Origin of the sequence: Pseudomonas sp. PDM19, from assembly GCF_014852215.1 — a bacterium.
Classification (GTDB): Bacteria; Pseudomonadota; Gammaproteobacteria; order Pseudomonadales; family Pseudomonadaceae; genus Pseudomonas.
In genome coordinates this window covers 337,083-358,758 of sequence record NZ_JACVBG010000002.1, presented here as the reverse complement: position 1 = coordinate 358,758, position 21,676 = coordinate 337,083, and the positions used below count along the sequence as shown (strand labels likewise).

The 21,676-nt window shown below is 66.0% G+C and carries 21 protein-coding genes; 11 read left to right on the top strand and 10 right to left on the bottom strand.

Annotation, left to right across the window (positions count from 1 at the left end; genetic code table 11):
- The first annotated feature begins 232 nt into the window (after positions 1-232).
- From IB273_RS09895 to yejK, 4 genes are all read left to right on the top strand, one after another.
- The gene (locus tag IB273_RS09895; RefSeq protein ID WP_192223978.1) at positions 233-1,594 is read left to right on the top strand and encodes a TAXI family TRAP transporter solute-binding subunit; all 1,362 of its coding nucleotides are present in this window, start codon (positions 233-235) and stop codon (positions 1,592-1,594) included.
- A 117-nt stretch (positions 1,595-1,711) separates the two neighbouring features.
- Positions 1,712-1,951, top strand: a complete 240-nt coding sequence (locus IB273_RS09890) for a CopG family ribbon-helix-helix protein (protein ID WP_192223977.1) — start codon at positions 1,712-1,714, stop codon at positions 1,949-1,951.
- The gene (locus tag IB273_RS09885) at positions 1,941-2,225 is read left to right on the top strand and encodes a type II toxin-antitoxin system RelE/ParE family toxin (RefSeq protein ID WP_192223976.1); all 285 of its coding nucleotides are present in this window, start codon (positions 1,941-1,943) and stop codon (positions 2,223-2,225) included. The genes IB273_RS09890 and IB273_RS09885 overlap by 11 nt, the downstream gene beginning before the upstream one ends.
- A 112-nt stretch (positions 2,226-2,337) precedes the next feature.
- A complete protein-coding gene (gene yejK, locus IB273_RS09880) occupies positions 2,338-3,345 on the top strand; it encodes a nucleoid-associated protein YejK (protein ID WP_081516091.1) in 1,008 nt (335 codons plus the stop codon).
- An 86-nt stretch (positions 3,346-3,431) separates the two neighbouring features.
- Here the strand turns inward: yejK and IB273_RS09875 are convergent, their stop codons facing one another.
- Positions 3,432-4,340, bottom strand: coding sequence for a hypothetical protein (locus IB273_RS09875; protein ID WP_192223975.1), 909 nt, complete (start codon positions 4,338-4,340; stop codon positions 3,432-3,434).
- 184 nt (positions 4,341-4,524) lie between these two features.
- On the opposite strand from IB273_RS09875, the gene IB273_RS09870 reads away from it, so the two are divergent.
- A complete protein-coding gene (locus IB273_RS09870; RefSeq protein ID WP_225605906.1) occupies positions 4,525-5,451 on the top strand; it encodes a DUF4344 domain-containing metallopeptidase in 927 nt (308 codons plus the stop codon).
- On the opposite strand, the gene IB273_RS09865 is transcribed toward IB273_RS09870, so the two are convergent.
- The 4 genes from IB273_RS09865 to IB273_RS09850 form a co-directional block, all read right to left on the bottom strand.
- Positions 5,432-6,367: a glutathione S-transferase family protein gene (locus IB273_RS09865; RefSeq protein ID WP_081516095.1), complete on the bottom strand. Its 936-nt coding sequence runs from the start codon at positions 6,365-6,367 to the stop codon at positions 5,432-5,434. The genes IB273_RS09870 and IB273_RS09865 overlap by 20 nt on opposite strands.
- A 63-nt stretch (positions 6,368-6,430) precedes the next feature.
- Positions 6,431-6,736, bottom strand: coding sequence for a GIY-YIG nuclease family protein (locus IB273_RS09860; protein ID WP_151188164.1), 306 nt, complete (start codon positions 6,734-6,736; stop codon positions 6,431-6,433).
- Positions 6,733-7,434: a glutathione S-transferase C-terminal domain-containing protein gene (locus IB273_RS09855; protein ID WP_192223974.1), complete on the bottom strand. Its 702-nt coding sequence runs from the start codon at positions 7,432-7,434 to the stop codon at positions 6,733-6,735. Before IB273_RS09855 ends, IB273_RS09860 begins: the two co-directional genes overlap by 4 nt.
- A gap of 73 nt (positions 7,435-7,507) precedes the next feature.
- Positions 7,508-7,990, bottom strand: a complete 483-nt coding sequence (locus IB273_RS09850) for a nuclear transport factor 2 family protein (RefSeq protein WP_081516101.1) — start codon at positions 7,988-7,990, stop codon at positions 7,508-7,510.
- A 123-nt stretch (positions 7,991-8,113) separates the two neighbouring features.
- On the opposite strand from IB273_RS09850, the gene IB273_RS09845 reads away from it, so the two are divergent.
- Positions 8,114-9,070 carry a GlxA family transcriptional regulator gene (locus IB273_RS09845; protein WP_192223973.1) on the top strand — a complete coding sequence of 319 codons (957 nt, stop codon included), beginning with the start codon at positions 8,114-8,116 and terminating at the stop codon, positions 9,068-9,070.
- Positions 9,071-9,202: 132 nt separating this feature from the next.
- Here the strand turns inward: IB273_RS09845 and pcsA are convergent, their stop codons facing one another.
- The 5 genes from pcsA to IB273_RS09820 form a co-directional block, all read right to left on the bottom strand.
- Positions 9,203-9,919 carry a phosphatidylcholine synthase gene (gene pcsA / locus IB273_RS09840; protein WP_138216157.1) on the bottom strand — a complete coding sequence of 239 codons (717 nt, stop codon included), beginning with the start codon at positions 9,917-9,919 and terminating at the stop codon, positions 9,203-9,205.
- A 245-nt stretch (positions 9,920-10,164) separates the two neighbouring features.
- Positions 10,165-10,941 carry an amino acid ABC transporter ATP-binding protein gene (locus IB273_RS09835; RefSeq protein WP_024767156.1) on the bottom strand — a complete coding sequence of 259 codons (777 nt, stop codon included), beginning with the start codon at positions 10,939-10,941 and terminating at the stop codon, positions 10,165-10,167.
- Positions 10,942-10,953: 12 nt separating this feature from the next.
- Positions 10,954-12,051, bottom strand: coding sequence for an amino acid ABC transporter permease (locus IB273_RS09830; RefSeq protein ID WP_081516105.1), 1,098 nt, complete (start codon positions 12,049-12,051; stop codon positions 10,954-10,956).
- Positions 12,052-12,061: 10 nt separating this feature from the next.
- On the bottom strand, positions 12,062-13,246 hold the full coding sequence (locus IB273_RS09825) for an amino acid ABC transporter permease (RefSeq protein WP_081516107.1): 1,185 nt from the start codon (positions 13,244-13,246) through the stop codon (positions 12,062-12,064).
- 116 nt (positions 13,247-13,362) lie between these two features.
- The gene (locus IB273_RS09820; protein ID WP_081516109.1) at positions 13,363-14,391 is read right to left on the bottom strand and encodes an amino acid ABC transporter substrate-binding protein; all 1,029 of its coding nucleotides are present in this window, start codon (positions 14,389-14,391) and stop codon (positions 13,363-13,365) included.
- Between the two features lie 513 nt (positions 14,392-14,904).
- On the opposite strand from IB273_RS09820, the gene IB273_RS09815 reads away from it, so the two are divergent.
- The 5 genes from IB273_RS09815 (at position 14,905) to rhlB (ending at position 21,435) form a co-directional block, all read left to right on the top strand.
- Positions 14,905-15,558 carry an alpha/beta hydrolase gene (locus IB273_RS09815; RefSeq protein WP_192223972.1) on the top strand — a complete coding sequence of 218 codons (654 nt, stop codon included), beginning with the start codon at positions 14,905-14,907 and terminating at the stop codon, positions 15,556-15,558.
- Positions 15,559-15,589: 31 nt separating this feature from the next.
- Entirely contained in the window at positions 15,590-17,482 is a 1,893-nt protein-coding gene (locus IB273_RS09810; RefSeq protein ID WP_192223971.1) for an acyl-CoA synthetase, read from the top strand.
- 151 nt (positions 17,483-17,633) lie between these two features.
- Positions 17,634-18,572 carry a GGDEF domain-containing protein gene (locus tag IB273_RS09805; RefSeq protein ID WP_081516115.1) on the top strand — a complete coding sequence of 313 codons (939 nt, stop codon included), beginning with the start codon at positions 17,634-17,636 and terminating at the stop codon, positions 18,570-18,572.
- 76 nt (positions 18,573-18,648) lie between these two features.
- Positions 18,649-19,806 (top strand): dipeptidase, encoded by a 1,158-nt coding sequence (locus IB273_RS09800; protein WP_192223970.1) that lies wholly within the window; start codon positions 18,649-18,651, stop codon positions 19,804-19,806.
- A gap of 96 nt (positions 19,807-19,902) precedes the next feature.
- Complete coding sequence (gene rhlB, locus IB273_RS09795) at positions 19,903-21,435, top strand: ATP-dependent RNA helicase RhlB (RefSeq protein WP_192223969.1); 1,533 nt, start codon at positions 19,903-19,905, stop codon at positions 21,433-21,435.
- Positions 21,436-21,676 lie beyond the last annotated feature (241 nt).

Genomic DNA, 21,676 nt, shown 5'->3' with positions numbered 1-21,676 from the left:
GAAGTCCGCAGCCGTGTTTCGAGGCTTGCGATGATAGCGGTTTGCGCCCTGCCGATGGCGGATTCGCCGGCCTTGCCGGCGGATCGCGGGCATGGCCCGCTCCTACAGGGAAACTCCTGCGCCACGGAGCCGCGGTGCTGGCGGTTCGGAAACACCTGATTCGTCACCCGTCATTCACCAGCGTCCAGGCTGGCTATCTTTTCAGGACAGCACGTCGTCACAAGGACTCCCCATGCAACGCCTTCTGAACATGCTCAAGGACCTTGCCATCCTGGTCCGCGCCAACCTCTGGCTGGTGCCGGTGCTGGCCGCACTGGTCGCCGCGGTCTTCTACTTCGTCGCGCCGCCGCCACCGATGAGCGCCACCCTGGCCACCGGCGCGCCGGGTGGCGGCTACGCGGTGTTCGGCCAACGGCTGAAGGAGGAACTGGCCAAGCAGGGCTTCGACCTGCAGCTGGTACGCACCGCAGGTTCCCGCGACAACCTCGGCAAGCTGCTGGACGGCAAGAGCGGCGTGGACCTGGCGCTGGTGCAAAGTGGCCAGGAGCAACAGCTCGAACCCAAGCAGCGCGCGCACCTGCAAACCCTCGGTGCCGTGTTCCAGGAGCCGCTGTGGCTGTTCCAGCGCCGCGAGGCGAAGATCGACCGCCTGGCCGACCTGCTCGCCCTGCGCGTCGCCATCGGTGGTTCAGGCAGCGGCACCGAGGCGGTGACCGAGGCCATCCTCAAGGCCAACGAGATTCCCACCGATCCCCTGCCCGCCGGCTGGCAAGCGCACGGCGGCAACGCGGTGGCCAACCAGTTGCTGGCCGGCGAACTGGACGCCGCCTTCTTCGTCGGTCCGGCGGAGAACCCGCTGATCCAGCGCCTGGCGGCGAGCCCCGAGCTCAAGCTCACCGGGTTTCGCCGCGCCCATGCCTACGAGGCGCGGATTCCCTTCCTCAAGCGCGTGGAAGTCAGCGAGGGCCTGCTGAACCTGGCGCAGAACGTGCCGGACGAGGACCTTGCGACCCTCTCGCCGGTCGCCACCCTGGTGGTCAACGGCGACTTCCACCCGGCGCTCACCCCGCTGATCCTCGAAGCCGCGCGTGCGGTGATGAAGAGCGGCACCCTGCTCGACGCAGCCGGCGCCTTCCCCAGCGCCGAGCCGCGCACACTGGCCCTGCAGGAAGACGCCGAGCGCTACTACAAGAGCGGCCCGCCGCTGCTGCAGCGCTTCCTGCCGTTCCGCATCGCCTCGCTGGCGGACCGCTACATCATCCTGCTGATCCCCTTCATCGCCATCCTCATCCCGTTGCTCAAGTCCATCGGCCCGCTGTATCGCTGGCGCATCCGTGCGCGCATCTACCGCTGGTACCGCTACCTGCGCGAGATCGACCGGCGCCTGGACGAGCGCACCGGCAGCGCCGAGCTGAGCACCGAGATCGAACGCCTGGAGCAGCTGGAGGCCGAACTGGCCAAGGTCGAGGTGCCGCTGTCCTACTACAACGAGCTGTACGAGCTGCACCTGCACCTGAACTATGTAATCCGCCGCCTGCGCCAGCTGCGCCGCAATCGCCGTGAACGCGACGAAGGCTTGGTGCCGGCGGATTGAGCCGATGACGATTTCGGAATCCACTGCAGCCGACGGACGCATGCAGCACCTGTAGTAGGTTGTAGTATCTTGTAGTGCAAGCCACTACACCCCACGCCACTACACATGAGGTGCTCCATGCCCATCATGTCCCTGCGCCTGTCGGACGATCAGTCCGAAACCCTCGCCAAGCTGGCCGAGGCCACTGGCCGCAGCAAGAACTTCCTCGCCGTCCAGGCGCTGGAGGAATACCTGAACCGCGAATCCTGGCAGATCGGCGAAATCCAGCAGGCGATAGCGGAGGCGGATGCCGGTGACTTCGCCAGCGACGCCGAGGTGAAGGCCATCCTCAACAAGTGGGCGCGCGATGCGGATTGAGTGGCTGCGCAATGCCCTGCGCAACCTCGATACCGAAGCCAGCTATATCGCCCAGGACAACCCCGCAGCGGCGCGGGCCTTCGTCAGCGCCGTGCTGACCGACGTCGCTTTGCTCGCCGCCAATCCTGCCGCCGGCCGGGAGGGCCGCGTGCCTGGCACGCGCGAATGGGCGATGAGCAGCCATCCCTACCTGATCCCCTACCGTATTCGCGGAGGCCGCTTGCAGGTGCTGCGCATCTTTCATACCCGCCGCCTGCCACCGGTCCGCTGGTAAGCGTCGCGCATCCCGGCGCCGGGTCGGGTAAACTCTGGCGTTTTCCAATCCGCCCGCCCCGCCGCCGCTTCGATGCGTGCGGCGCCGCCGGCACTGAACATCCGGGTCCGCCATGCCGATTCGTCACGCCATCGTCCACCTGATCGACAAGAAGCCCGACGGCAACCCCGCGACGCTGCACGCGCGCGACGCCGAGCTGGGCGACTCCCAGGCCATCGAGAACCTGATGGCCGACCTCAACGAGAGCTACAACGCCAAGCCGAACAAGGCCTGGGGCCTGTTCCAGGGCGAGTCCGGCGCCTACCCGTTCAGCGGCTGGCTGAGCGAGTACCTGGACAACGGCAAGGACTTCGTCGCCTTCTCCAAGCAGGCGGTGGAACACCTGAAGACGCTGATGGAAGAATCCAACCTCTCCACCGGCGGCCACGTGCTGTTCTGCCATTACCAGCAGGGCATGACCGACTATCTGTCCATCGCCCTGCTGCACCACAGCGAAGGCGTGGCGGTGACTGACGCTCTGGAAGTGACCCCGTCGCGCCACCTGGACCTGGGCCAGCTGCATATGGCCGCGCGGATCAATATCTCGGAGTGGCAGAACAACAAGACGTCCAAGCAGTACATCTCGTTCATCAAGGGCAAGGGCGGCAAGAAGGTCTCCGACTACTTCCGCGACTTCATCGGTTGCACCGAGGGCGTCGACGGCCCGAGCGAAACCCGCACCCTGCTCAAGGCCTTCAGCGACTTCGTGGAGAGCGAAGACCTGCCCGAAGAACAGGCCCGCGAGAAGACCGACGTGCTGGTGGACTACGCCACCAGCCAGGCCAAGATCGGCGAGCCGATGGCCCTGGACGCGCTCTCCGAGCTGATGGACGACCAGGCGCCGCGCGCCTTCTACGACTACATCCGCAACAAGGACTACGGCCTGTCGCCGGAGATCCCGGCGGACAAGCGCACCCTCAACCAGTTCCGCCGTTTCACCGGCCGCGCCGAGGGGCTGTCGATCAGCTTCGAGGCGCACCTGCTGGGCAGCAAAGTGGAGTACGACGAGGCCCGCGACATGCTGATCATCCGCGGCCTGCCAACCCAGTTGCAGGACCAGCTCAAGCGCCGCAAGGACTGAGGTCCGTGCGCTGACGAAAAAGCCCATCTCGCGATGGGCTTTTTTGTAGCCACGGCAAATGTTCTTTCCTGTAGGAGCGGGCCCCCTCAGCAGGCCCAGTCGATCTTCATGTCGCGGAAATCCAGCTGCGCGTTACCGGTGCCGAAGTTGTAGCCACCCAGGTATTCCTCGAAACCGATGTAGTAGGCGCTGATGTCCGGCATGCCCTGCACCGGGCGCATGGTGCCGCCGATGTGGTTGGGCTGGTGGCCCAGGCTCCAGGCGTGCTCGCGGTAGTTGTCGCGATGGATGTCGTCGTTCTCCCAGTAGTAGAACTGCTGGTAGTCCGTCTCGCCGTACTCGTCGGGCTTGATCCCGGCATTGGGGTCGCTGGCGCGCGGGGTCCAGCGCAGCAGGTACCGCGTCTCCAGCCCCGGCTGGGGAATGCCGCCGAACAGGCCGAACAGGTAGTCGCCTTCCTTCATGGTGGTGTCGAAGGTGCTCGCCGAACCCGACACCAGCCATTGTGGCGCGGCCGTCTGCGCCAGCAGTGGATTGCCCGTGGGCAGTTGCGGCGGCAGGCACGCGGCGCCGTTGAATTCGGCTTCGGTCAGCAGGATCACGGCGTAGCCGCCGCCAAGGATGTCCTCCATGCGGTGCAGGCGCGGGTGGCTGGCGCGGCCGGCTTGCCAGAACGGCAGCAGGTGCGGATCGGCCGGAGGCTGATCGTCCGGCGAAAGGATCTGCTCGGCGATGCCGTCCACCGTGCTCGGGCCGCCGTCGTTCTGGTCCGGCGACAGCGAGAAGAAGCTCAGCGCGACGATCTCCGGCCCGTGCACCCGATAATCCTCGGGCAGGCGCAGGGTGAAGCCGTGCATCAGCGGGTAGCCGGTATCCGGGTCCAGCGGCCATTGCGCGGGCGTGATGCCCGGCGGCAGGCCGAAGCACCAGCCCTGGAGCTCCTCCCCGGCGGCGGGCGTGGAATATTTCAGCAGTTCGATATCGTAGGCGTGCATGCGCGGCGTCCTTTCTCGTGCATTGGGTGTTGTTCATGGGTGTCGTGCAAGGAGGGTTGGACGATAGACGCCCGCGCCAGACGCCTCAAGCGACCATCGCACAGTCTTCCGACAAAGCGCCCCGCAGCCCGCGCAGTATGGCTGCTAGAGTCAGATCAGGCGCCTCTCGCTCGCGGTGGTCGCCATGTCCGCCTTGCCTGCTTTCACTGCCGCTGCGTCTCCGCTCTCCGGGCATCCCCGGTTGCACTGCTCGTACTGGACGCTGCTGTTGCTGCTCTGCACCCGTCTCCTGTTCGCCGACCCGACGCCCCCGTCACTGACGCCCAACGTCGCACGCTTCGTGCTGGCCAACGCCGAGTTCAGCGTGATGCACGAGATGGGGCATGTACTGATTGCCGAGTACGACCTGCCGGTGCTCGGGCGTGAGGAGGATGCGGCGGACCAGCTCGGCTTCATCCTGCTGTTCCACCTCTACGCCCGGTTGCCACGCGACGAGGTGGACGCACGCCTGCTGGACATCGCCGATTACTGGCGACTGGAGTGGCAGACGCCCAAGCCGCCGCCGGACCAGGTGCTGGCCTGGGACAGTCACCCGCTGGACGAGCAGCGCTACTACAACATCGCCTGCCTGCTCTACGGCAGCGACATGGCGCGGCTGGACTGGCTGCCGCCGCTCACCGGCCTGCCCTATGAGCGGGCGGTCTACTGCGACCGGGAGTTCCGCCAGGCGAGCAAGGCGTTCGAATGGATCCGGCACACCCGGCGTACGTCCTCGATCCAGCACCACGCGGCCTGGCGCCTGAGCTGGGACCCGCCTTCGATGAACCCGGAGCAAGCCGGGCCGCTGATCGCCCTGCTGCGCGACGGCGATCACCTGCAGCTGATGGTCAACGAGGTCTTCCGCCTGTTTCACCCGCCGCGCCCGCTGAACCTGCGGCTGGTCAGCTGCGGCGCACCGGACGCCTGGTACAACAGCAACAGCGGGGAAATGGCGCTCTGCTACGAGCGCCTGCAGCACTTCCGCGAAATGGCCGAAAACCTGCCGCGCCTGCGTACGCCGGTGACGCGGCAGTGCCCCGGCCCGGCAGGACTCAGGCCGGGCGGATGCTGAAGCCGATACGCGGGAAGTGCACGTGGACGGTCCCGGCGCGCGGGTCTTCGCGGCGCAGGATCAGGCTTTCCAGCCCGGCGTGCAGCAGCTCGCCTTCCACCGGGTCGCAGCCGTAGTCGGTGGCGGCGATTACCACGCGCTGGCCGGCCTTGAAGCCGTTGGGATCGACGAAGGCCTCTTCCGGCAGTGCCGCCGGCTGGCTGTCTCGAGCCACGGCGATGGCTTGCTCGGCGCTCATCTCGCTGGCGGCACCGTGGCCGAAGCCCAGGACGCGGCCGAGCCAGGCAGCGACCGACGGGTAATCGTCCACCAGCGGCGCGGTGACCGGCGTGCCTTTGAGGAACCACAGGCAGTGCGCCAGGGCGAAATCGGCGATGGAGGGCTCGCCGAACAGGAAGTCGCCCTCCTCGCGGGCCAGTTGCTCCTCGACGCGGGCCATGAAGGCAGGCCACTGGTGCTTGGCCTGCTCGGCCGGCAGCTTGCTGGCGGTGCCGCCGCTGAACAGCTGGCTGCGGTCGGCGACGAAGGCCTGGAGGAACTGCGGCGGCAGCTTGCCGAAGCGCATGGCGATGGATTCGGGCTGGAACACCAGGCTGACGGCATGCTGGAAGATTACCGAGTCGGCCCACAGGGCGAAGCTGGCCGAGGTGAATTCGTGGCCTTCGGGGAACAGCGCCGGCACGGCCTTTTCCTGCTCCAGGCGGCGGGCGATCAGCGCGGTGTCGCAGTAGATGTCGGCGCCGACCTGCAGCACCGGGGTCTTGCGGTAGCCACCGGTGAGGGCCATGAGGTCCGGCTTGGGCATCAGCGGCGGAATGGTCACCGAGCGCCAGGACAGCTGCTTGAAGCCCAGCATCAGACGCGCCTTTTCGGCGAAGGGCGAAGTCGGGTAGTGGTGCAGGATCAGCTCGGACATGGGGGGCTCCAGCGGCCGGAAGGTGGTCCGGCAGCTTAACCCTTACGTAGGACGACTCCTACCTCATCCCTCGGATAGGACGACATCCACGGCGCTGATGGTGAAGGGATTGGCCAGCACCAGGCGCTCCTTGGCCTTCTTGGTCAGCGCCTTGATCGCGCGCTCGCGGCGCAGGGCGTCGCCCTTGCCGGCGCAGGCCTCGACATAGACCAGCGCCTGGGCCGGGCTGGAATGGAAGAAGCGCGCGCCCTTGCCGGTACGATGGGTTTCGAAGCGCCGTTGCGCGTCGTCGCTGATGCCGCAGTACAGCGCGCCGTTCTCGGCGCGCACCAGGTAGACGAACCAGGGTTTGGGCTCGGCGGCGGTCACGACGCCCAGACCCGCGCCTGCATGCGGTCGCAGTAGGCGACCAGGCGCTCGTAGCTGCGCGCCATGTCGTTGAGCGGGGTTTCCAGGGTGCTGAGGATCAGGTTGGCCAGCACGCCGTAGGTCGCCGCATCGGCGCTGCACGGCTGGGCGCCGCCGAAGTACGGCAGGTCGCCGAGCATGCCGTCCAGGGCTTCGAGGTCGTCACGGGCGAAGCCCAGCAGTTCCTCGCGGCTGTGGCGCAGCAGGCCGCGGCCCTTGAGGTCGCCGCGAATCTTGCGTTGCAGCATCGCCCCCACCACCGGCCGCAGCGGCCCGGGCACGCCGCGGAACATCACGTCCTTCACCTGGCGGAAGCCCTGCTCGTCGAGCCAGCGGAAGTACACCAGCAACGGCACCAGGTGCTCGTCGCACAGACGGGTGATCGACACCGCCCAGCCACGGCCACGGGCATCGAGGCCGGCGTCGAGGTCGAATTCGTAGTACTGCTGCAGCGTGCGCATGATGATCGCCGTATCGGCGACGGCCTTGCCGTCCAGCGTAATGAACGGCAGCTTGCCCTTGGGCCCCTTGCGCGGGTCCATCACATGCTTGATCTGGTACTCCAGGCCGGCGAGGCGCAGGAAGGTCTCCAGCTTCAGGCAGAAGGGGCTGACGTTGGGTACGTTGAAGGCGGGCGGGAACTGGAAAAGTGTGATCATGGCGGCATCCGGCTCTCAGTCGCCTGTCATTTAAGCCTATCCCGCCGCCACGGGCGAGCCCGAAAGCCCGCGATCAGGCCTTCCCAACCCGTTGTGCGCGGTACGCCGCCAGGCCTTTGGCGGCCTGGGCACGGATCGCCCCCTGCACCGGCGGCGCCCAACCCAGCAGGGCACCCTTGGCGCCGAGGGCCTGGCGGGACCATTTCCACAGATCGAAGCTGTCCACGTGCTGACAGATCAATCCGTCGCGGAAGTGGAAATGTGCCCGGATGTGATTGATCACTTTCCGACCAGTCTGGGTAAAGGTGTAGGACGCCACCCAGCGTGCCGAACCGCGCGTCTCATCGGCCTCGACGCCCTCGTAGGTCAACGAGAAATCCTGGGCGCGGGCGGTGAGCATGCGCCACATGTCGCCGGCCTCGGCGCCGCGCAGGTCGGTGAAGACCGGGTCGCTGAACTGCACGTCGGCGCTGTAGCAGGCGGCCATGGCCTCGCCGTCACGACGCTGGAAGGCCTGGTAGAAACGTTCGATCAGCTGGGCGTTGGGGTGGGCCATGGTGGGGCTCGTGTCAGGAGAGATGACGCAGTATCGGGGATGGATCGACTGGACACGATTGGCAATATCGACAACATTATGATCAATAGCGCCACTTCCATCGACGGAGCAAAGCGAGACGCCATGTTCAGGATAGCCCTGTTCGTCTGCCCGCAAACCCTGTGTTCCAGCCTTGGCCTGGCCATGGACAGTTTCCACCTCGCCAACCGCCTGGCCGGCGAACGACGCTTCGAGGTGCTGCGGGTCAGCGCCGACGGCGGCCCAGTGGCGCTGCCCTTCGGCCGCGTGGAAGTGGAAGGCGGGCTCGACCTCGCCGCGCGCTGCGACCTGCTGCTGATCCCCGCCACCGGCGCCGACATCGACGCGACCTTCGCCGCCAATCAAGCGCTGCTGGACTGGTTGCGCCGCGCCCCCGCCAGCGTACAGCTGGGCAGCCTGTGCAGCAGCGCCTTCCTGCTGGCCGAAGCCGGCGTGCTGGACGAGCGCCGCGCCACTACGCACTGGGCGCTGGAAACGGCGTTCCGCGCACGTTATCCCCGTGTGCGGCTGGACATCGACGCCCTGTGCACCGACGACCACGGCCGGCTCTGTTCCGGCGGCGCGCAAGCCGGACTGGACCTGTGCCTGTACCTGATCGAGCGCCATGCCGGCGCGGCACTCGCGCGTCGCGCGGCGGCGACCCTGGTGTTCGAGCACGGACGCGGCCGCCAGCGGCGCTTCACCCCGCTGCTGCCCGACCCGCTGCCCGCTGGCTCGCCACTGGAGCCACTGCTGACCTGGCTGGAAGACAACTACGCGCAGCCCTTCGACCTCGCCAGCCTGGCGCAGCGCGTGCACTGCTCCACACGCACGCTGTTGCGGCGCTTCCGCGAGCAGGTCGGGATGTCGCCGAACGATTACGTGCAACGCCTGCGCATCGCCTCGGCGCAGGAGGCACTGGGTGATCCGGGGCGTTCGCTGGAGCGCATCGCCAGCGATGTCGGCTATGCCGACCGGGCAAGCTTCGCGCGCCTGTTCAAGCAGGTGTGCGGGGAGACGCCGGGGGCTTTCCGGCAGCGGCTGATGGGGCGGCAGGCGTAAGACGTCTGAGAGGTGCAGGAACGTAGGAAGGGTGGAGCTTGCGATACCCATGCTGCTGGATGCATGGGTATCGATGGGTATCGCTTCGCTCCACACCATCCTACGTGGAAGCAAACCGCGATTCCGGCTCGGTCAGTTGAACCACTCCATGGCCGTGCGCCACACGCAGACGCCGACGAAGTAAGCCGAAGCCACGAACCACAGGCCGAGCAGCCAGGGCTGGTCCACCGGGTGCTGGAGGATCAGCAGCGCGCTGCTGAGCATCCAGACGAAGGTCACAGCGATGTTCAGCGGCATGAACTGGCGTACGCGGAAGGGGTGCAGGAACTTCATGCGGGTCAGGGTCAGCGCGGCCAGCACCAGCACGGTGACGAAGCTCACCCAGGGGTTCAGGTCGAGCACGAAGAAATACACCGCCACCACGTTCCAGGCGGCCGGGAAGCCGACGAAGTAGTTGTCCTTGCTCTTCATGTTGACGTTGCAGAAGCAGAACAGCGAGGACACCAGGATCACCCCCACCGCCAGCAGTTCGGTGTGCACCGGCAGCGGCACGTAGCGGTAGATGAAGATCGCGGGGATGAAGACGTAGGTGAGGTAGTCGATCACCAGGTCCAGGGTGGAGCCATCGAAGTGCGGCAGCACCGCCTTGACGTCGAACTTGCGCGCCAGGGTGCCGTCCAGGCCGTCCACCAGCAAGGCCGCACCCAGCCACAGCAGGCAGGCCTGCGGCTTGTTGTCGACCAGCGCGAGAAGCGCGAGCAGCGCGAGGATGACACCGCTGGAGGTCACCGCGTGGGCGCCCCAGGCCTTGGCTTTGCTGAGGTTCAATGGCGATAGGATCAGGTTCACGTCGGCTCTCTTCCTTTGGACGGCGGATGCAGGGGAGCTACCTGAAACGGTAGCCCATCCCTGGCAAACCACTGCACATGGGAACACCGATGGGGCGGCCGAGTTCAGCCGGTTTTCCCGATGCGCACCTTGTTGCGGTGGAATCGGCAGCATACGCCGTTGCGGCGCTGGCTTGCCATCGGGGGAGACGAGCGTTGCAAGCGATCACCTGCCCCTCTCCCCAAGGAGAGGGGCAGGTTCGGATATCAGTGCAGGATCTGGCTGAGGAACAGCTTGGTGCGGTCCGACTGCGGGTTGTCGAAGAACTGGTCCGGCGGCGCCTGCTCGACGATCTCGCCCTTGTCCATGAAGATCACCCGGTTCGCCACGGTGCGCGCAAACCCCATCTCGTGGGTCACACAGAGCATGGTCATGCCGCTCTGCGCCAGGCCGATCATGGTGTCGAGCACCTCCTTGACCATTTCCGGATCGAGCGCCGAGGTGGGTTCGTCGAACAGCATGATCTTCGGCTTCATGCACAGCGCGCGGGCGATCGCCACCCGCTGCTGCTGACCGCCGGAGAGCTGGCCGGGGAACTTGTTGGCCTGCTCCGGGATGCGCACGCGCTCCAGGTAATGCATGGCGACTTCCTCGGCCTGGCGCTTGGGCATCTTGCGCACCCACATGGGCGCCAGGATGCAGTTCTGCAGCACGGTCAGGTGGGGGAACAGGTTGAAGTGCTGGAACACCATGCCGACTTCGCTGCGGATCGCCTCGATCTGCTTGAGGTCGTTGGTCAGCTCGGTGCCATCGACCACGATGCTGCCCTGTTGGTGTTCCTCCAGGCGGTTGATGCAGCGGATGGTGGTGGACTTGCCCGAGCCGGAGGGCCCGCAGAGCACGATACGCTCGCCCTGCTTGACCTCCAGGTTGATGTCCTTGAGCACGTGGAACTGGCCGTACCACTTGTTCACACCCTTCATGGTGATCATCACGTGATCGCCGATGGCCGGCTGTGCGGTCTTGTTGGTGGCTTCAGACATGATGAATCGCTCCTAACGCTTGTGGCCCGTGTCCAGCTTGTGCTCCAGGTGCATGGAGTAGCGGGACATGCCGAAACAGAAAATCCAGTAGACGACCGCGGCGAACACATAGCCTTCGGTGGCCATGCCCAGCCAGGCCGGGTCCGCGGTGGCGCGCTTGATGCTGTTGAGGAAGTCGAACAGGCCGATGATGATCACCAGGCTCGTGTCCTTGAACAGCGCGATGAAGGTGTTGACGATGCCGGGGATCACCAGCTTGAGCGCCTGCGGCAGGATCACCAGGCCCATGGTCCGCCAGTAGCCCAGGCCCATGGCGGCCGCGGCTTCGTACTGACCTTTCGGAATGGCCTGCATGCCGCCGCGCACCACCTCGGCGATGTACGCGGCCTCGAACAGCACCACCATCACCATCGCGCGCAGCAGCTTGTCCAGGTTCATCCCCTCGGGCAGGAACAGCGGCAGCATCACCGAGGACATGAACAGCACGGTGATCAGCGGCACACCGCGCCAGAACTCGATGGTGGTGACGCAGATGACCTTGATCGCCGGCATCTTCGAACGCCGCCCGAGTGCCAGCAGGATGCCCAGCGGCATCGCCCCGCAGATGCCGACCGCAGCGATCACCACGGTGAGCATCAGCCCGCCCCAGGCGCTGGTCGGCACGCTTTCCAGGCCGAGGAAGCCGCCGTGCAGCAGCCAGTAGGCCACGATCGGCAGCGCCACGAGGAAGCCCAGGCCGTACTTCACCTTGTACGCAAAGCGCTTGAGGAACAGCGGCGCCGCGCCGAACACCACGAACAGCACGGTGAGGTCCACGCGCCAGCGCAGTTCCTCGGGGTAGAAGCCGTACATGAACTGGCCGAAGCGCGAACCGATGAACACCCAGCAGGCGCCTTCGCGGGAGCAGTCGGCGCGCGTGGCGCCGGTCCAGTCGGCCTTGATGATCGCCCACTCCAGCAGCGGCGGCAGGATCAGCCAGACCAGGTAGAGGCCGACCAGCGTCAGCAGGGTGTTGAACCAGCTGGAAAACAGGTTGCCGCGCAGCCAGGCGAGCACGCCGACGCTGCGCGCGGGGGGCGGCAGGTCGGGCTTGAAGGTATGAGTTGTCATGGATATCCCCTTACCGCTCGACCAGCGCGATGTGCTTGTTGTACCAGTTCATCAGCAGCGAAATGCTGATACTGATGGCCAGGTACACGCTCATGGTGATGGCCATGGTCTCGATAGCCTGGCCGGTCTGGTTGAGCACCGTGCCGGCGAACAGCGAGACCATGTCCGGGTAGCCGATGGCAGCGGCCAGCGAGGAGTTCTTCGCCAGGTTCAGGTACTGGCTGGTCAGCGGCGGAATGATCACCCGCAGCGCCTGCGGGATGACTACCAGGCGCAGCGTCTGCCCCGGGCGCAGGCCTAGGGAGCCGGCGGCCTCGGTCTGGCCGTGGCTCACCGCCTGGATGCCGGCGCGCACCGTCTCGCCGATGAAGGCGGCGGTGTAGACCGACAGCGCGAGCACGATAGACACCAGCTCCGGGATCACCACCCAGCCGCCACGGAAGTTGAAGCCCTGCAGCACCGGCATGTCCCAGTGGAACGGCGCGCCGGCCACCAGCGACACCAGCCCCGGCAGCACGACCAGCAAAGCCAGGCCACTGAGGAACACCGGGAAGGCCTTGCCAGTGGCATGGCGACGGGCCTTGGCCCACTTCCAGATCACCGCCCAGCCGACGATGGCCAGGATCACCGCGACGATGAACGGGCCGAGGCCGTCGGCGGCGATCGGCGCGGGCATCTGCAGGCCGCGGTTGTTGATGAAGAACAGGTCGCCGAAGCTGATGCTCTGCCGCGGGTTCGGCAGCGGGCCGAGCACGGCGAAGTACCAGAAGAAGATCTGCAGCAGCGGCGGGATGTTGCGGAAGGTCTCGATGTACAGGGTCGCCAGCTTGCGGATCAGCCAGTTGGGCGACAACCGCGCCACGCCGAGGATGAAGCCAAGGATGGTGGCGAAGACGATGCCGATCACCGTGACCAGCAGCGTGTTAAGCAGGCCGACCATGAACACCCGTCCGTAGGTGTCGCTTTCGCTGTAGTCGATCAGGTGCTGGGAGATGCCGAAGCCGGCGCTGTGGTCGAGGAAGCCGAAACCGGACTGGATGCCACGGTGGGCGAGGTTGGTCTGGGTGTTGTCGAAGAGGAACCAGCCGACCGCCACGACGAAGATGACGGCTATGACCTGGAATGCCCAGCCGCGCACGACGGGATCGTTGAGCGATACCCCCCGCGGACGCTGGGCCTTGACGGAATTCTGCATGTAAGCCCTCTCGGAAGCGCGCCGGGCGACCACGGGCCAAGCCCGTGACCACCCGGAGGCTTCACGTCGTTCGAAACAGTCCGGCGCCCACACTCCGGGCGCCGGAGCGGGTCAGGTCAGCGCACCGGCGGTGCGTACTGCAGACCACCCTTGTTCCACTGGGCGTTGAGGCCACGCTTGATCTTCAGGTCGCTGCCGTCACCGACGTTGCGGTCGAAGATCTCGCCGTAGTTACCCACTTGCTTGACGATCTGTACCGCCCAGTCCTTGGGCAGCTTGAGGTCCTTGCCGTAATCACCCTCGGCGCCGAGCAGGCGCGCGACGTCCGGGTTCTTGGTGCTCTTGGCCTGTTCCTCGACGTTCTTCGAGTTGATACCCAGTTCCTCGGCGTTGAGCATCGCGAAGAGCGTCCAGCGGGCGATGTCGAACCACTCCTCGTCACCCTGGCGCACGGCCGGGCCGAGGGGCTCCTTGGAGATCACTTCGGGCAGCACCACGTAGTCATCCGGCGCCGCCAGCTTGATGCGCTGGGCATAGAGCTGCGACTGGTCGGAGGTCAGCACGTCGCAACGGCCGGACTCCAGCGACTTGGCGCTCTCGTCGGAGGTGTCGTAGGTGATGGGGGTGTACTTGAGGTTGTTGGAGCGGAAATAGTCGGACAGGTTGAGCTCGGTGGTGGTGCCGGCCTGGATGCACACGGTGGCGCCGTCGAGTTCCTTGGCGCTGGAGACGCCGAGCTTCTTGTTCACCAGGAAGCCCTGGCCGTCGTAGTAGGTCACGCCGACGAAGTTCAGGCCCATCGCGCTGTCGCGGGAGCTGGTCCAGGTGGTGTTGCGCGAGAGGATGTCGATCTCGCCGGACTGCAGCGCGGTGAAGCGCTCCTTGGCCGTCAGCGGGCTGTACTTGACCTTGGTCGAGTCGCCGAACACGGCCGCCGCCACGGCGCGGCAGACATCCACGTCGATGCCCTTGTACTGGCCCTTGGCGTCGGCATACGAGAAGCCGGGAAGACCGTCACTGATACCGCACTGCACGTAGCCTTTCTTCTTCACTGCATCCAGGGTGGCGCCGGCATGCGCGAGGCCGCTGATGCCGAACACGGCGGCGGTGGTCAGCACTGCCAGGGTGGATTTCACCATCTTCATCGATCTTCTCCGTTGCTTTTTTAGTGTTTTGGAGTCCCGGTTCCACCGCCGTACCCTCGTGAGGCACCAGCAAGACAACAAACGGGATGGAGACCTGAAAGTGAGTCTAGACGGCCTACGAAAATTCCTTCGCCAGGCCGCGAACACACCTTCGAGCGCGCAGGTCTTGCACGCTGGAACGGGTCATCAAGGGATCATTGCGTGAAGGCGAAGGCCCGCCGCGCCGGCTGTTGACCGCAGCCGGCGCGGCGGGCCCTGAAGCAGCCCAAGGTTGTCGCGGCGCCACTTCCGGTACAGCTTTCCGGATGGGGTCGGTAGAGTGTTACCGGAAGTGGGGCCGCACAGCCTGCCAGTAGCGATAGCAAGGGGCGTACCAGCCTAGGAACGTTCGTGCAAATTCGTGCAGTCAAGTCCCACAAGTTATGGCCATGCGACATCTTCTTGCATCGCCCCTCCTCCCTTTTTCCCACGCAGCGCCCCTTCCTAGAGCGCCTGCCCCATCCTGGAGCCACCATGACCCAGCCCCTGATCCTCGAACCCGGCCAGAGCGCCGACTCCTGCGTCATTTGGTTGCACGGCCTGGGCGCCGACCGTTACGACTTCGAGCCGGTAGCACAGATGCTGCAGCGCAGCTTCACCTCGACACGCTTCATCCTGCCCCAGGCGCCGACCCGCCCGGTCACCGTGTTCAACGGCATGCCCGCGCCCAGCTGGTACGACATCCTCGCCATGGCCCCGGCCCGCGCCATCGACGACGCGCAGCTGGAAGCCTCGGCCGACAGCGTGATCGCGCTGATCCAGGGGCAGATCGACCAGGGCATTGCGCCCGGACGCATCATCCTTGCCGGCTTCTCCCAGGGCGGCGCGGTGGTGCTGCACACCGGCTACCTGCGCTGGGACGGCGAACTGGGCGGGGTCATGGCCCTCTCCACCTATGGCCCGACATTCAGTGACGACATAAAGCTGCCCGCTACAAAAAGACAACTGTCCGCCCTCTGCCTGCATGGCACTTTCGATGACGTGGTGACGCCGGCCATGGGCCGCGCCGCCTACGACTTCCTGCAGGCCAACGAGGTGCCCGCCCAGTGGCGCACCTACCCGATGAGCCACGAAGTGAGCAATGAGGAACTTGGCGATATCGGCGCCTGGCTGCGGGAGCGCCTGTGATCCCCTGACCCTGCGGAGAACAAGAAGAAGCATGAACGCCCCGATCAGCAGCCTGCGTGACGTCGAAGCCCTGGAACAGGTCCCCCTGCAAGACCGCGACCTGCCGCCCAACACCTATGAACTGCTACGCCGTTCGGCGCAGCAGTATGGCCCGTCCACCGCCCTGAGCTTCCTGCTGCAGGGTTCGGCGGCGGAGGAACCGGTCAAGGTCAGCTACGAGCAGCTGTTCGCCCGCGTCACCCAGGCGGCGAATGCCTTCCATCGCCTTGGCGTGCGGCCGGGCACCGCGGTGTCGTTCCTGCTTCCCAACCTGCCGCAGACCCACTACGTGATCTGGGGCGGCGAAGCGGCGGGGATCGTCAACGCGATCAACCCGTTGCTCGATCCCGAGCACATCGCCGAACTGGTGCGCGCCGCCGATTCGCGCGTGCTGGTGACGCTGGCGCCCTTCCCGGGCACCGATCTCTGGAACAAGGTCGCCGGCCTGCGCGAGCACCTGCCGGAATTGAACGCCATCGTCACCGTCGACATCGCCAACCTGCTGCCCGAGCCACAGCGCTCGGCGATCAAGGCCGCTCGCGACGCGCTGCCCGAAGGCGTGCTGGACTTCGACGAACTGCTCGCCCAGTGCCCGGCGGACCACTTGGAAAGCGGCCGTGTGATCGGCCCGGACGAAGTCGCTTCCTACTTCCACACCGGCGGCACCACCGGCACGCCCAAGCTTGCGCCGCACAGCCATTTCAACGAAGTGGCGATGGCCGAGATCATGGGCCTGAACTCCGACTACGACGGCAACGACGTGCTGCTCTGCGGCCTGCCGCTATTCCACGTCAACGGCGTGATGGTCACCGGCCTTGCGCCCTTCATGCGCGGCGGCGAGGTACTGCTCGCCGGTACCCAGGGCTATCGCAACCCGACGCTGATCCAGGACTTCTGGAAGCTGGTGGAGCGCTACAAGGTCACCAGCTTCAGCGGCGTGCCGACCATCTACGCCGCCCTGCTCCAGGTGCCCAGCGAGGGTCGCGACCTCTCCAGCCTGCGCTTCGCCCTGTGCGGCGCTGCGCCCATGCCGGTGGAGCTGATCCGCCAGTTCGAGGCGAAGACCGGCCTGAAGGTCATCGAAGGCTACGGCATGACCGAAGGCACCTGCGGCACCAGCTGCAACCCGCGCGGCGGCGAGCGTCGGCCCGGCTCCATCGGCCTGCGCCTGCCCTACTGCGAGCTGAAATCGGTGGTCCTCGACGGCGACGGCCAGTACCTGCGCGACGCGGCCGTGGACGAGATCGGCAACATCTGCCTGCGCGGCCCCACCGTCTTCAAGGGCTACCTGCAGGCCAGCAAGAACAAGGACATCTGGGTCGACGGCGACTGGTTCAACACCGGCGACCTGGGCCGCATCGACGCCGACGGCTACATCTGGCTCACCGGCCGCAGCAAGGACCTGATCATCCGGGGCGGGCACAACATCGACCCGCAGATGATCGAGGAAGCCCTGCACCGCCACCCCGCCGTGGCCATGGCCGCCGCCGTGGGCAAGCCGTGCCTGAAGGCCGGCGAGCTGCCGGTGGTGTACATCCAGCTCAAGCCGGGCATGCAGGCGAGCGAAGCGGAACTGCTGGAACACGCCGCGCAGCACGTGCCCGAGCGCGCCGCAGTACCCAAGGACGTCTGGCTGCTGGACGCCATCCCGGTCACCGCGGTGGGCAAGACCTTCAAGCCGGCGCTGCGCCTGGATGCCATTCGTCGCGTGCTCGAGGACGAGACCCGGCACCTGTCCCCGGCACCGCGCATCGAGGTGATCGCCGATGACCGCTTTGGTCAGAAAGCACGTCTTTTCGTTGGCGGCCTCGACCTAGACTCACGCGCCGCCCTGGCCGACCGTCTGGGCGGTTACGCAGTGCACGTGGAGCTGCTGGAACACTGATGAAACACCCGGCCGACCGCCGGTCGGCCGGGTCTGGATGCGAATTGCCAGTAGTCAAATCTGACTAATACTGATGGCTCAATGTGCGAAGAGGACTACAGGGAGAGTCAGTCGTGCACATCATCAGCCGCTACCCGACGTCCGCCGCGCCATGAAAGCCGCGCAGTGGAAAGAGGACATCCGCCAACTCCAGCACTTGCGCCTGTTCCAGAACGTGGCCGCGGCCAACCTGCAGCAGCTGCTCAAGGATTTCCGCGCCTGCGAACTGGAGCGCGGCGAAATCCTGCTGTCGCCCTTCAACCGCAACCACTTCCTTTATATGGTCCTCTCCGGGCACCTGACGGTGTACCTGGGGTCGCTGGACAACCAGCCGGTAAGCACCCTGCATCCGGGTGACTGCGCCGGCGAGATCAGCTTCATCGACAGCGACCATCCTTCGGCCTATGTCGTCGCCAGCGAACCGACCACCGTCCTGCGTCTGCACCGCGAAGCGCTGATCGGCCTGTTCGAGCACTCCCCGCAGGTGATGCAGAACCTTCTCTCGGTGCTTTGCGAGCGGGTGCGCGAAGGCAACCGGATCATTCTCGACACCGAGCAGAACGCCAACATCGACACCCTCACCGGGCTGTTCAACCGGCGCTGGCTGGAGCACATCTACGACCGCGAGAGCACGCGCTGTGCCTTCAACGAGCAACCCATGTGCATGCTCATGCTCGATGTCGACCACTTCAAGAACTACAACGACGAGCACGGCCACCTGGCCGGCGACTACGCGCTGTGCCTGGTCGCCCATACACTGCGCAGCCAGCTGCGGCCCAAGGACAGCATGGCGCGCTATGGCGGCGAGGAGTTCGTCATCCTGCTGCCGGAAATCGCCATCGATGAAGCCCGGCGCATCGGCAATCGCCTGCGCCAGAGCCTGGAGCAGGTCGCCTCCTTCTACTCGCCGGTGGGCGTGCTGCCCGGCGTCACCGTGTCCCTGGGGCTGGCCGAGATGGACATCCAGGAAAACCTGCCGAGCCTGATCCTGCGGGCAGACGGCGCCCTCTACCAGGCCAAGCAGAAGGGCCGCAACTGCCTCTGCGGCTGAGGCCGCTTCCCTTCACCTGCCCTTCTGTTAGATTGCGCCCCAGCAAGAAAACCAATAACAAAGCTGGGAAGCTGACATGCGCAAACTGCTGATCATCCTGCTCGTCCTGCTGGCCGTTGGCCTGGGGATCTTCTTCAACCTGCCGGGCTACATGGACCGCAAGATGAACACCGTGGCCAGCCCGCCACCCTACCCCGCCTCGTCGCAGGCCCAGGCGCTGCACCAGACCCTGTTCGTCGCCGACCTGCACGACGACGCCCTGCTCTGGGACCGCAACCTGCTGGACCGCCACGACCACGGCCACACCGACCTGCCACGTCTGCTCGAAGGTCATGTCGGCCTGCAGGTATTCTCCACCGTCACCAAGACCCCGCGCGGCCTGAACTACGAAAGCAACAGCGCCGACAGCGACAACATCACCCCGCTGGTCATTGCCCAGCGCTGGCCGGCACGCACCTGGAACAGCCTGCTCGAACGCGCGCTCTACCAGGGCGAACTGCTGGACAAGGCCGCCGCCGACAGCCAGGGCAAGCTCACCCTGGTGCGCAGCCGCGACGACCTCACCCGCTACCTCGCGGCCTGGCAGAAAGACCCGAAGCAGCTCGCCGCCGTGCTCGCCACCGAAGGCCTGCATCCGCTCGAAGGCAAGCTCGAGAACATCGACCGCATGTACGACGCGGGCTTCCGCATCATGGGGCTGACCCATTTCTTCGACAACGAAGTCGGCGGCTCCGCCCACGGTCTGAAAAAAGGCGGCCTGACCGCGTTCGGCCGCGAGGTCATCCCGCGCCTGGAAGACAAGAAAATGCTGATCGACCTGGCCCACGCCTCGCGCCCGCTGATCGACGACGTGCTGGCCATCGCCAGGCGCCCGGTGATCGTTTCCCACACCGGCGTCGCCGGTACCTGCCCCGGCCCGCGCAACCTGACCGACGCCCACCTGCGCGGCATCGCCAACACGGGTGGGGTGATCGGCATCGGTTACTGGGACGGCGCGGTCTGCGAAACCTCGGTGGAGGCCATCGTCAAGGCCATGCGCTACGCCGCCGACAAGGTAGGCGTCGAGCACGTGGCGCTGGGTTCGGACTTCGACGGCGCGGTGAATGCGCCCTTCGACACCACCGGCCTCGCGCAACTGACGCAAGGCCTGGCGAAAGCCGGCTTCAGCGACCAGGACATCGCCGCCATCATGGGCGGAAACGTCCGCCGGCTGCTGCTGGAGAACCTTCCGTAGCCCAAGTCAATAGGCAGAATGCCCGTGGCACTTCGCCCTGCGGGCATCTTGCATTACACTGGCGGCCGTTCATTCCTTAACCAGTACGAGACCAACGTGCTCAAAGCACTCAAGAAAATCTTCAGCAAGGGTGATGGCGAGCAGCCCGTCACCACGCCGGCAGCCCCCGCACCCGCTGCCTCCCAGCCCGCCCCGAGCGGCGAAAAGCGTCCGCGCAAACCGCGCAATCCGCGCCCCGAAGGCGACAACGGCGAGAAGCCGGCCCGCGGTCCGAAAAGCGACAAACCCCGCGCCGAGCGTTCCGACAAAGGCGAACGCGGCGAAAAACGCGAGCACGCGCCGAAGCAGGAGCATGCCAAGGCCGAGGGTGCCGACAAGCCCCGCGAGCGCAAGCCGCGCCCGCCGGTGGTGGACAACTGGAAGCTGGAAGACTTCGTGGTCGAGCCGGCCGAAGGCAAGACGCGCTTCCACGACTTCAACCTCGACCCGCGCCTGATGCACGCCATCCATGACCTGGGCTTCCCGTACTGCACGCCGATCCAGGCACAGGTGCTGGGCTTCACCCTGCGTGGCCAGGACGCCATCGGCCGCGCCCAGACCGGCACCGGCAAGACCGCCGCGTTCCTCATCTCGATCATCACCCAGCTGCTGCAGACCCCGCCGCCCAAAGAGCGCTACATGGGCGAGCCGCGTGCGCTGATCATCGCGCCGACCCGCGAGCTGGTGGTGCAGATCGCCAACGACGCCCTCGGCCTGGCCAAGTACACCGGCCTGAATGTCATGAGCTTCGTCGGCGGCATGGACTTCGACAAGCAGCTCAAGACCCTGGAATCGCGCTTCTGCGACATCCTGGTCGCCACCCCCGGCCGCCTGCTGGACTTCAACCAGCGCGGCGAGGTGCACCTGGACATGGTCGAGGTGATGGTGCTGGACGAAGCCGACCGCATGCTCGACATGGGCTTCATCCCGCAGGTCCGCCAGATCATCCGCCAGACCCCGTACAAGGGCGAGCGCCAGACCCTGCTGTTCTCCGCCACCTTCACCGACGACGTGATGAACCTGGCCAAGCAGTGGACCGTCGACCCGGCCATCGTCGAGATCGAGCCGGAAAACGTCGCCAGCGATACCGTCGAGCAGCACGTCTATGCCGTTGCCGGCAGCGACAAGTACAAGCTGCTGTACAACCTGATCGCGCAGAACGACTGGACCCGCGTGATGGTCTTCGCCAACCGCAAGGACGAGGTGCGTCGCATCGAGGAACGCCTGACCAAGGACGGCATCAGCGCCGCCCAGATGTCCGGCGACGTGCCGCAGCACAAGCGCATCAAGGTCCTGGAAGGCTTCCGTGAAGGCAAGATCCGCGTCCTGGTCGCCACCGACGTCGCCGGCCGCGGCATCCACGTCGACGGCATCAGCCACGTGATCAACTTCACCCTGCCCGAAGACCCGGACGACTACGTGCACCGCATCGGCCGTACCGGCCGCGCCGGCAGTACCGGCACCTCCATCAGCTTCGCCGGCGAGGACGATGCCTTCGCCCTGCCGCCGATCGAGGAACTGCTGGGCCGCAAGATCAACTGCGAAATGCCGCCCACCGAGCTGCTCAAGCCGGTACCGCGCAAGCACTGATCGCTTGTTGCACCAGAAGAAGGCGAAGCCACATGGCTTCGCCTTTTTTGTTTCCACCGGCGTTACCGCGGGTGACGAATTCCCTTTCCTAGAGCCTGCCATTCCTCCTGCCGGACCCGCTGGGACGACCGTGCGGCATCCCCCCGCAAACAATGGCCACGCGCCATTATCCGCGCAATAGGCCTGCCCCCGGCCGTTTCTGCTCAGTTTTATTTACAGACGTAAAAAAATTCGCACGCTT

What these genes read in the sequence shown, in the direction of transcription:
- IB273_RS09895 (WP_192223978.1), top strand. Translation starts at nt 233, where the DNA reads ATGCAACGCCTTCTGAACATGCTCAAGGACCTTGCCATCCTGGTCCGC.
- IB273_RS09890 (WP_192223977.1), top strand. Translation starts at nt 1,712, where the DNA reads ATGCCCATCATGTCCCTGCGCCTGTCGGACGATCAGTCCGAAACCCTC.
- IB273_RS09885 (WP_192223976.1), top strand. Translation starts at nt 1,941, where the DNA reads ATGCGGATTGAGTGGCTGCGCAATGCCCTGCGCAACCTCGATACCGAA.
- yejK (WP_081516091.1), top strand. Translation starts at nt 2,338, where the DNA reads ATGCCGATTCGTCACGCCATCGTCCACCTGATCGACAAGAAGCCCGAC.
- IB273_RS09875 (WP_192223975.1), bottom strand. Translation starts at nt 4,340, where the DNA reads ATGCACGCCTACGATATCGAACTGCTGAAATATTCCACGCCCGCCGCC.
- IB273_RS09870 (WP_225605906.1), top strand. Translation starts at nt 4,525, where the DNA reads ATGTCCGCCTTGCCTGCTTTCACTGCCGCTGCGTCTCCGCTCTCCGGG.
- IB273_RS09865 (WP_081516095.1), bottom strand. Translation starts at nt 6,367, where the DNA reads ATGTCCGAGCTGATCCTGCACCACTACCCGACTTCGCCCTTCGCCGAA.
- IB273_RS09855 (WP_192223974.1), bottom strand. Translation starts at nt 7,434, where the DNA reads ATGATCACACTTTTCCAGTTCCCGCCCGCCTTCAACGTACCCAACGTC.
- IB273_RS09850 (WP_081516101.1), bottom strand. Translation starts at nt 7,990, where the DNA reads ATGGCCCACCCCAACGCCCAGCTGATCGAACGTTTCTACCAGGCCTTC.
- IB273_RS09845 (WP_192223973.1), top strand. Translation starts at nt 8,114, where the DNA reads ATGTTCAGGATAGCCCTGTTCGTCTGCCCGCAAACCCTGTGTTCCAGC.
- IB273_RS09835 (WP_024767156.1), bottom strand. Translation starts at nt 10,941, where the DNA reads ATGTCTGAAGCCACCAACAAGACCGCACAGCCGGCCATCGGCGATCAC.
- IB273_RS09830 (WP_081516105.1), bottom strand. Translation starts at nt 12,051, where the DNA reads ATGACAACTCATACCTTCAAGCCCGACCTGCCGCCCCCCGCGCGCAGC.
- IB273_RS09825 (WP_081516107.1), bottom strand. Translation starts at nt 13,246, where the DNA reads ATGCAGAATTCCGTCAAGGCCCAGCGTCCGCGGGGGGTATCGCTCAAC.
- IB273_RS09820 (WP_081516109.1), bottom strand. Translation starts at nt 14,391, where the DNA reads ATGAAGATGGTGAAATCCACCCTGGCAGTGCTGACCACCGCCGCCGTG.
- IB273_RS09815 (WP_192223972.1), top strand. Translation starts at nt 14,905, where the DNA reads ATGACCCAGCCCCTGATCCTCGAACCCGGCCAGAGCGCCGACTCCTGC.
- IB273_RS09810 (WP_192223971.1), top strand. Translation starts at nt 15,590, where the DNA reads ATGAACGCCCCGATCAGCAGCCTGCGTGACGTCGAAGCCCTGGAACAG.
- IB273_RS09805 (WP_081516115.1), top strand. Translation starts at nt 17,634, where the DNA reads ATGAAAGCCGCGCAGTGGAAAGAGGACATCCGCCAACTCCAGCACTTG.
- IB273_RS09800 (WP_192223970.1), top strand. Translation starts at nt 18,649, where the DNA reads ATGCGCAAACTGCTGATCATCCTGCTCGTCCTGCTGGCCGTTGGCCTG.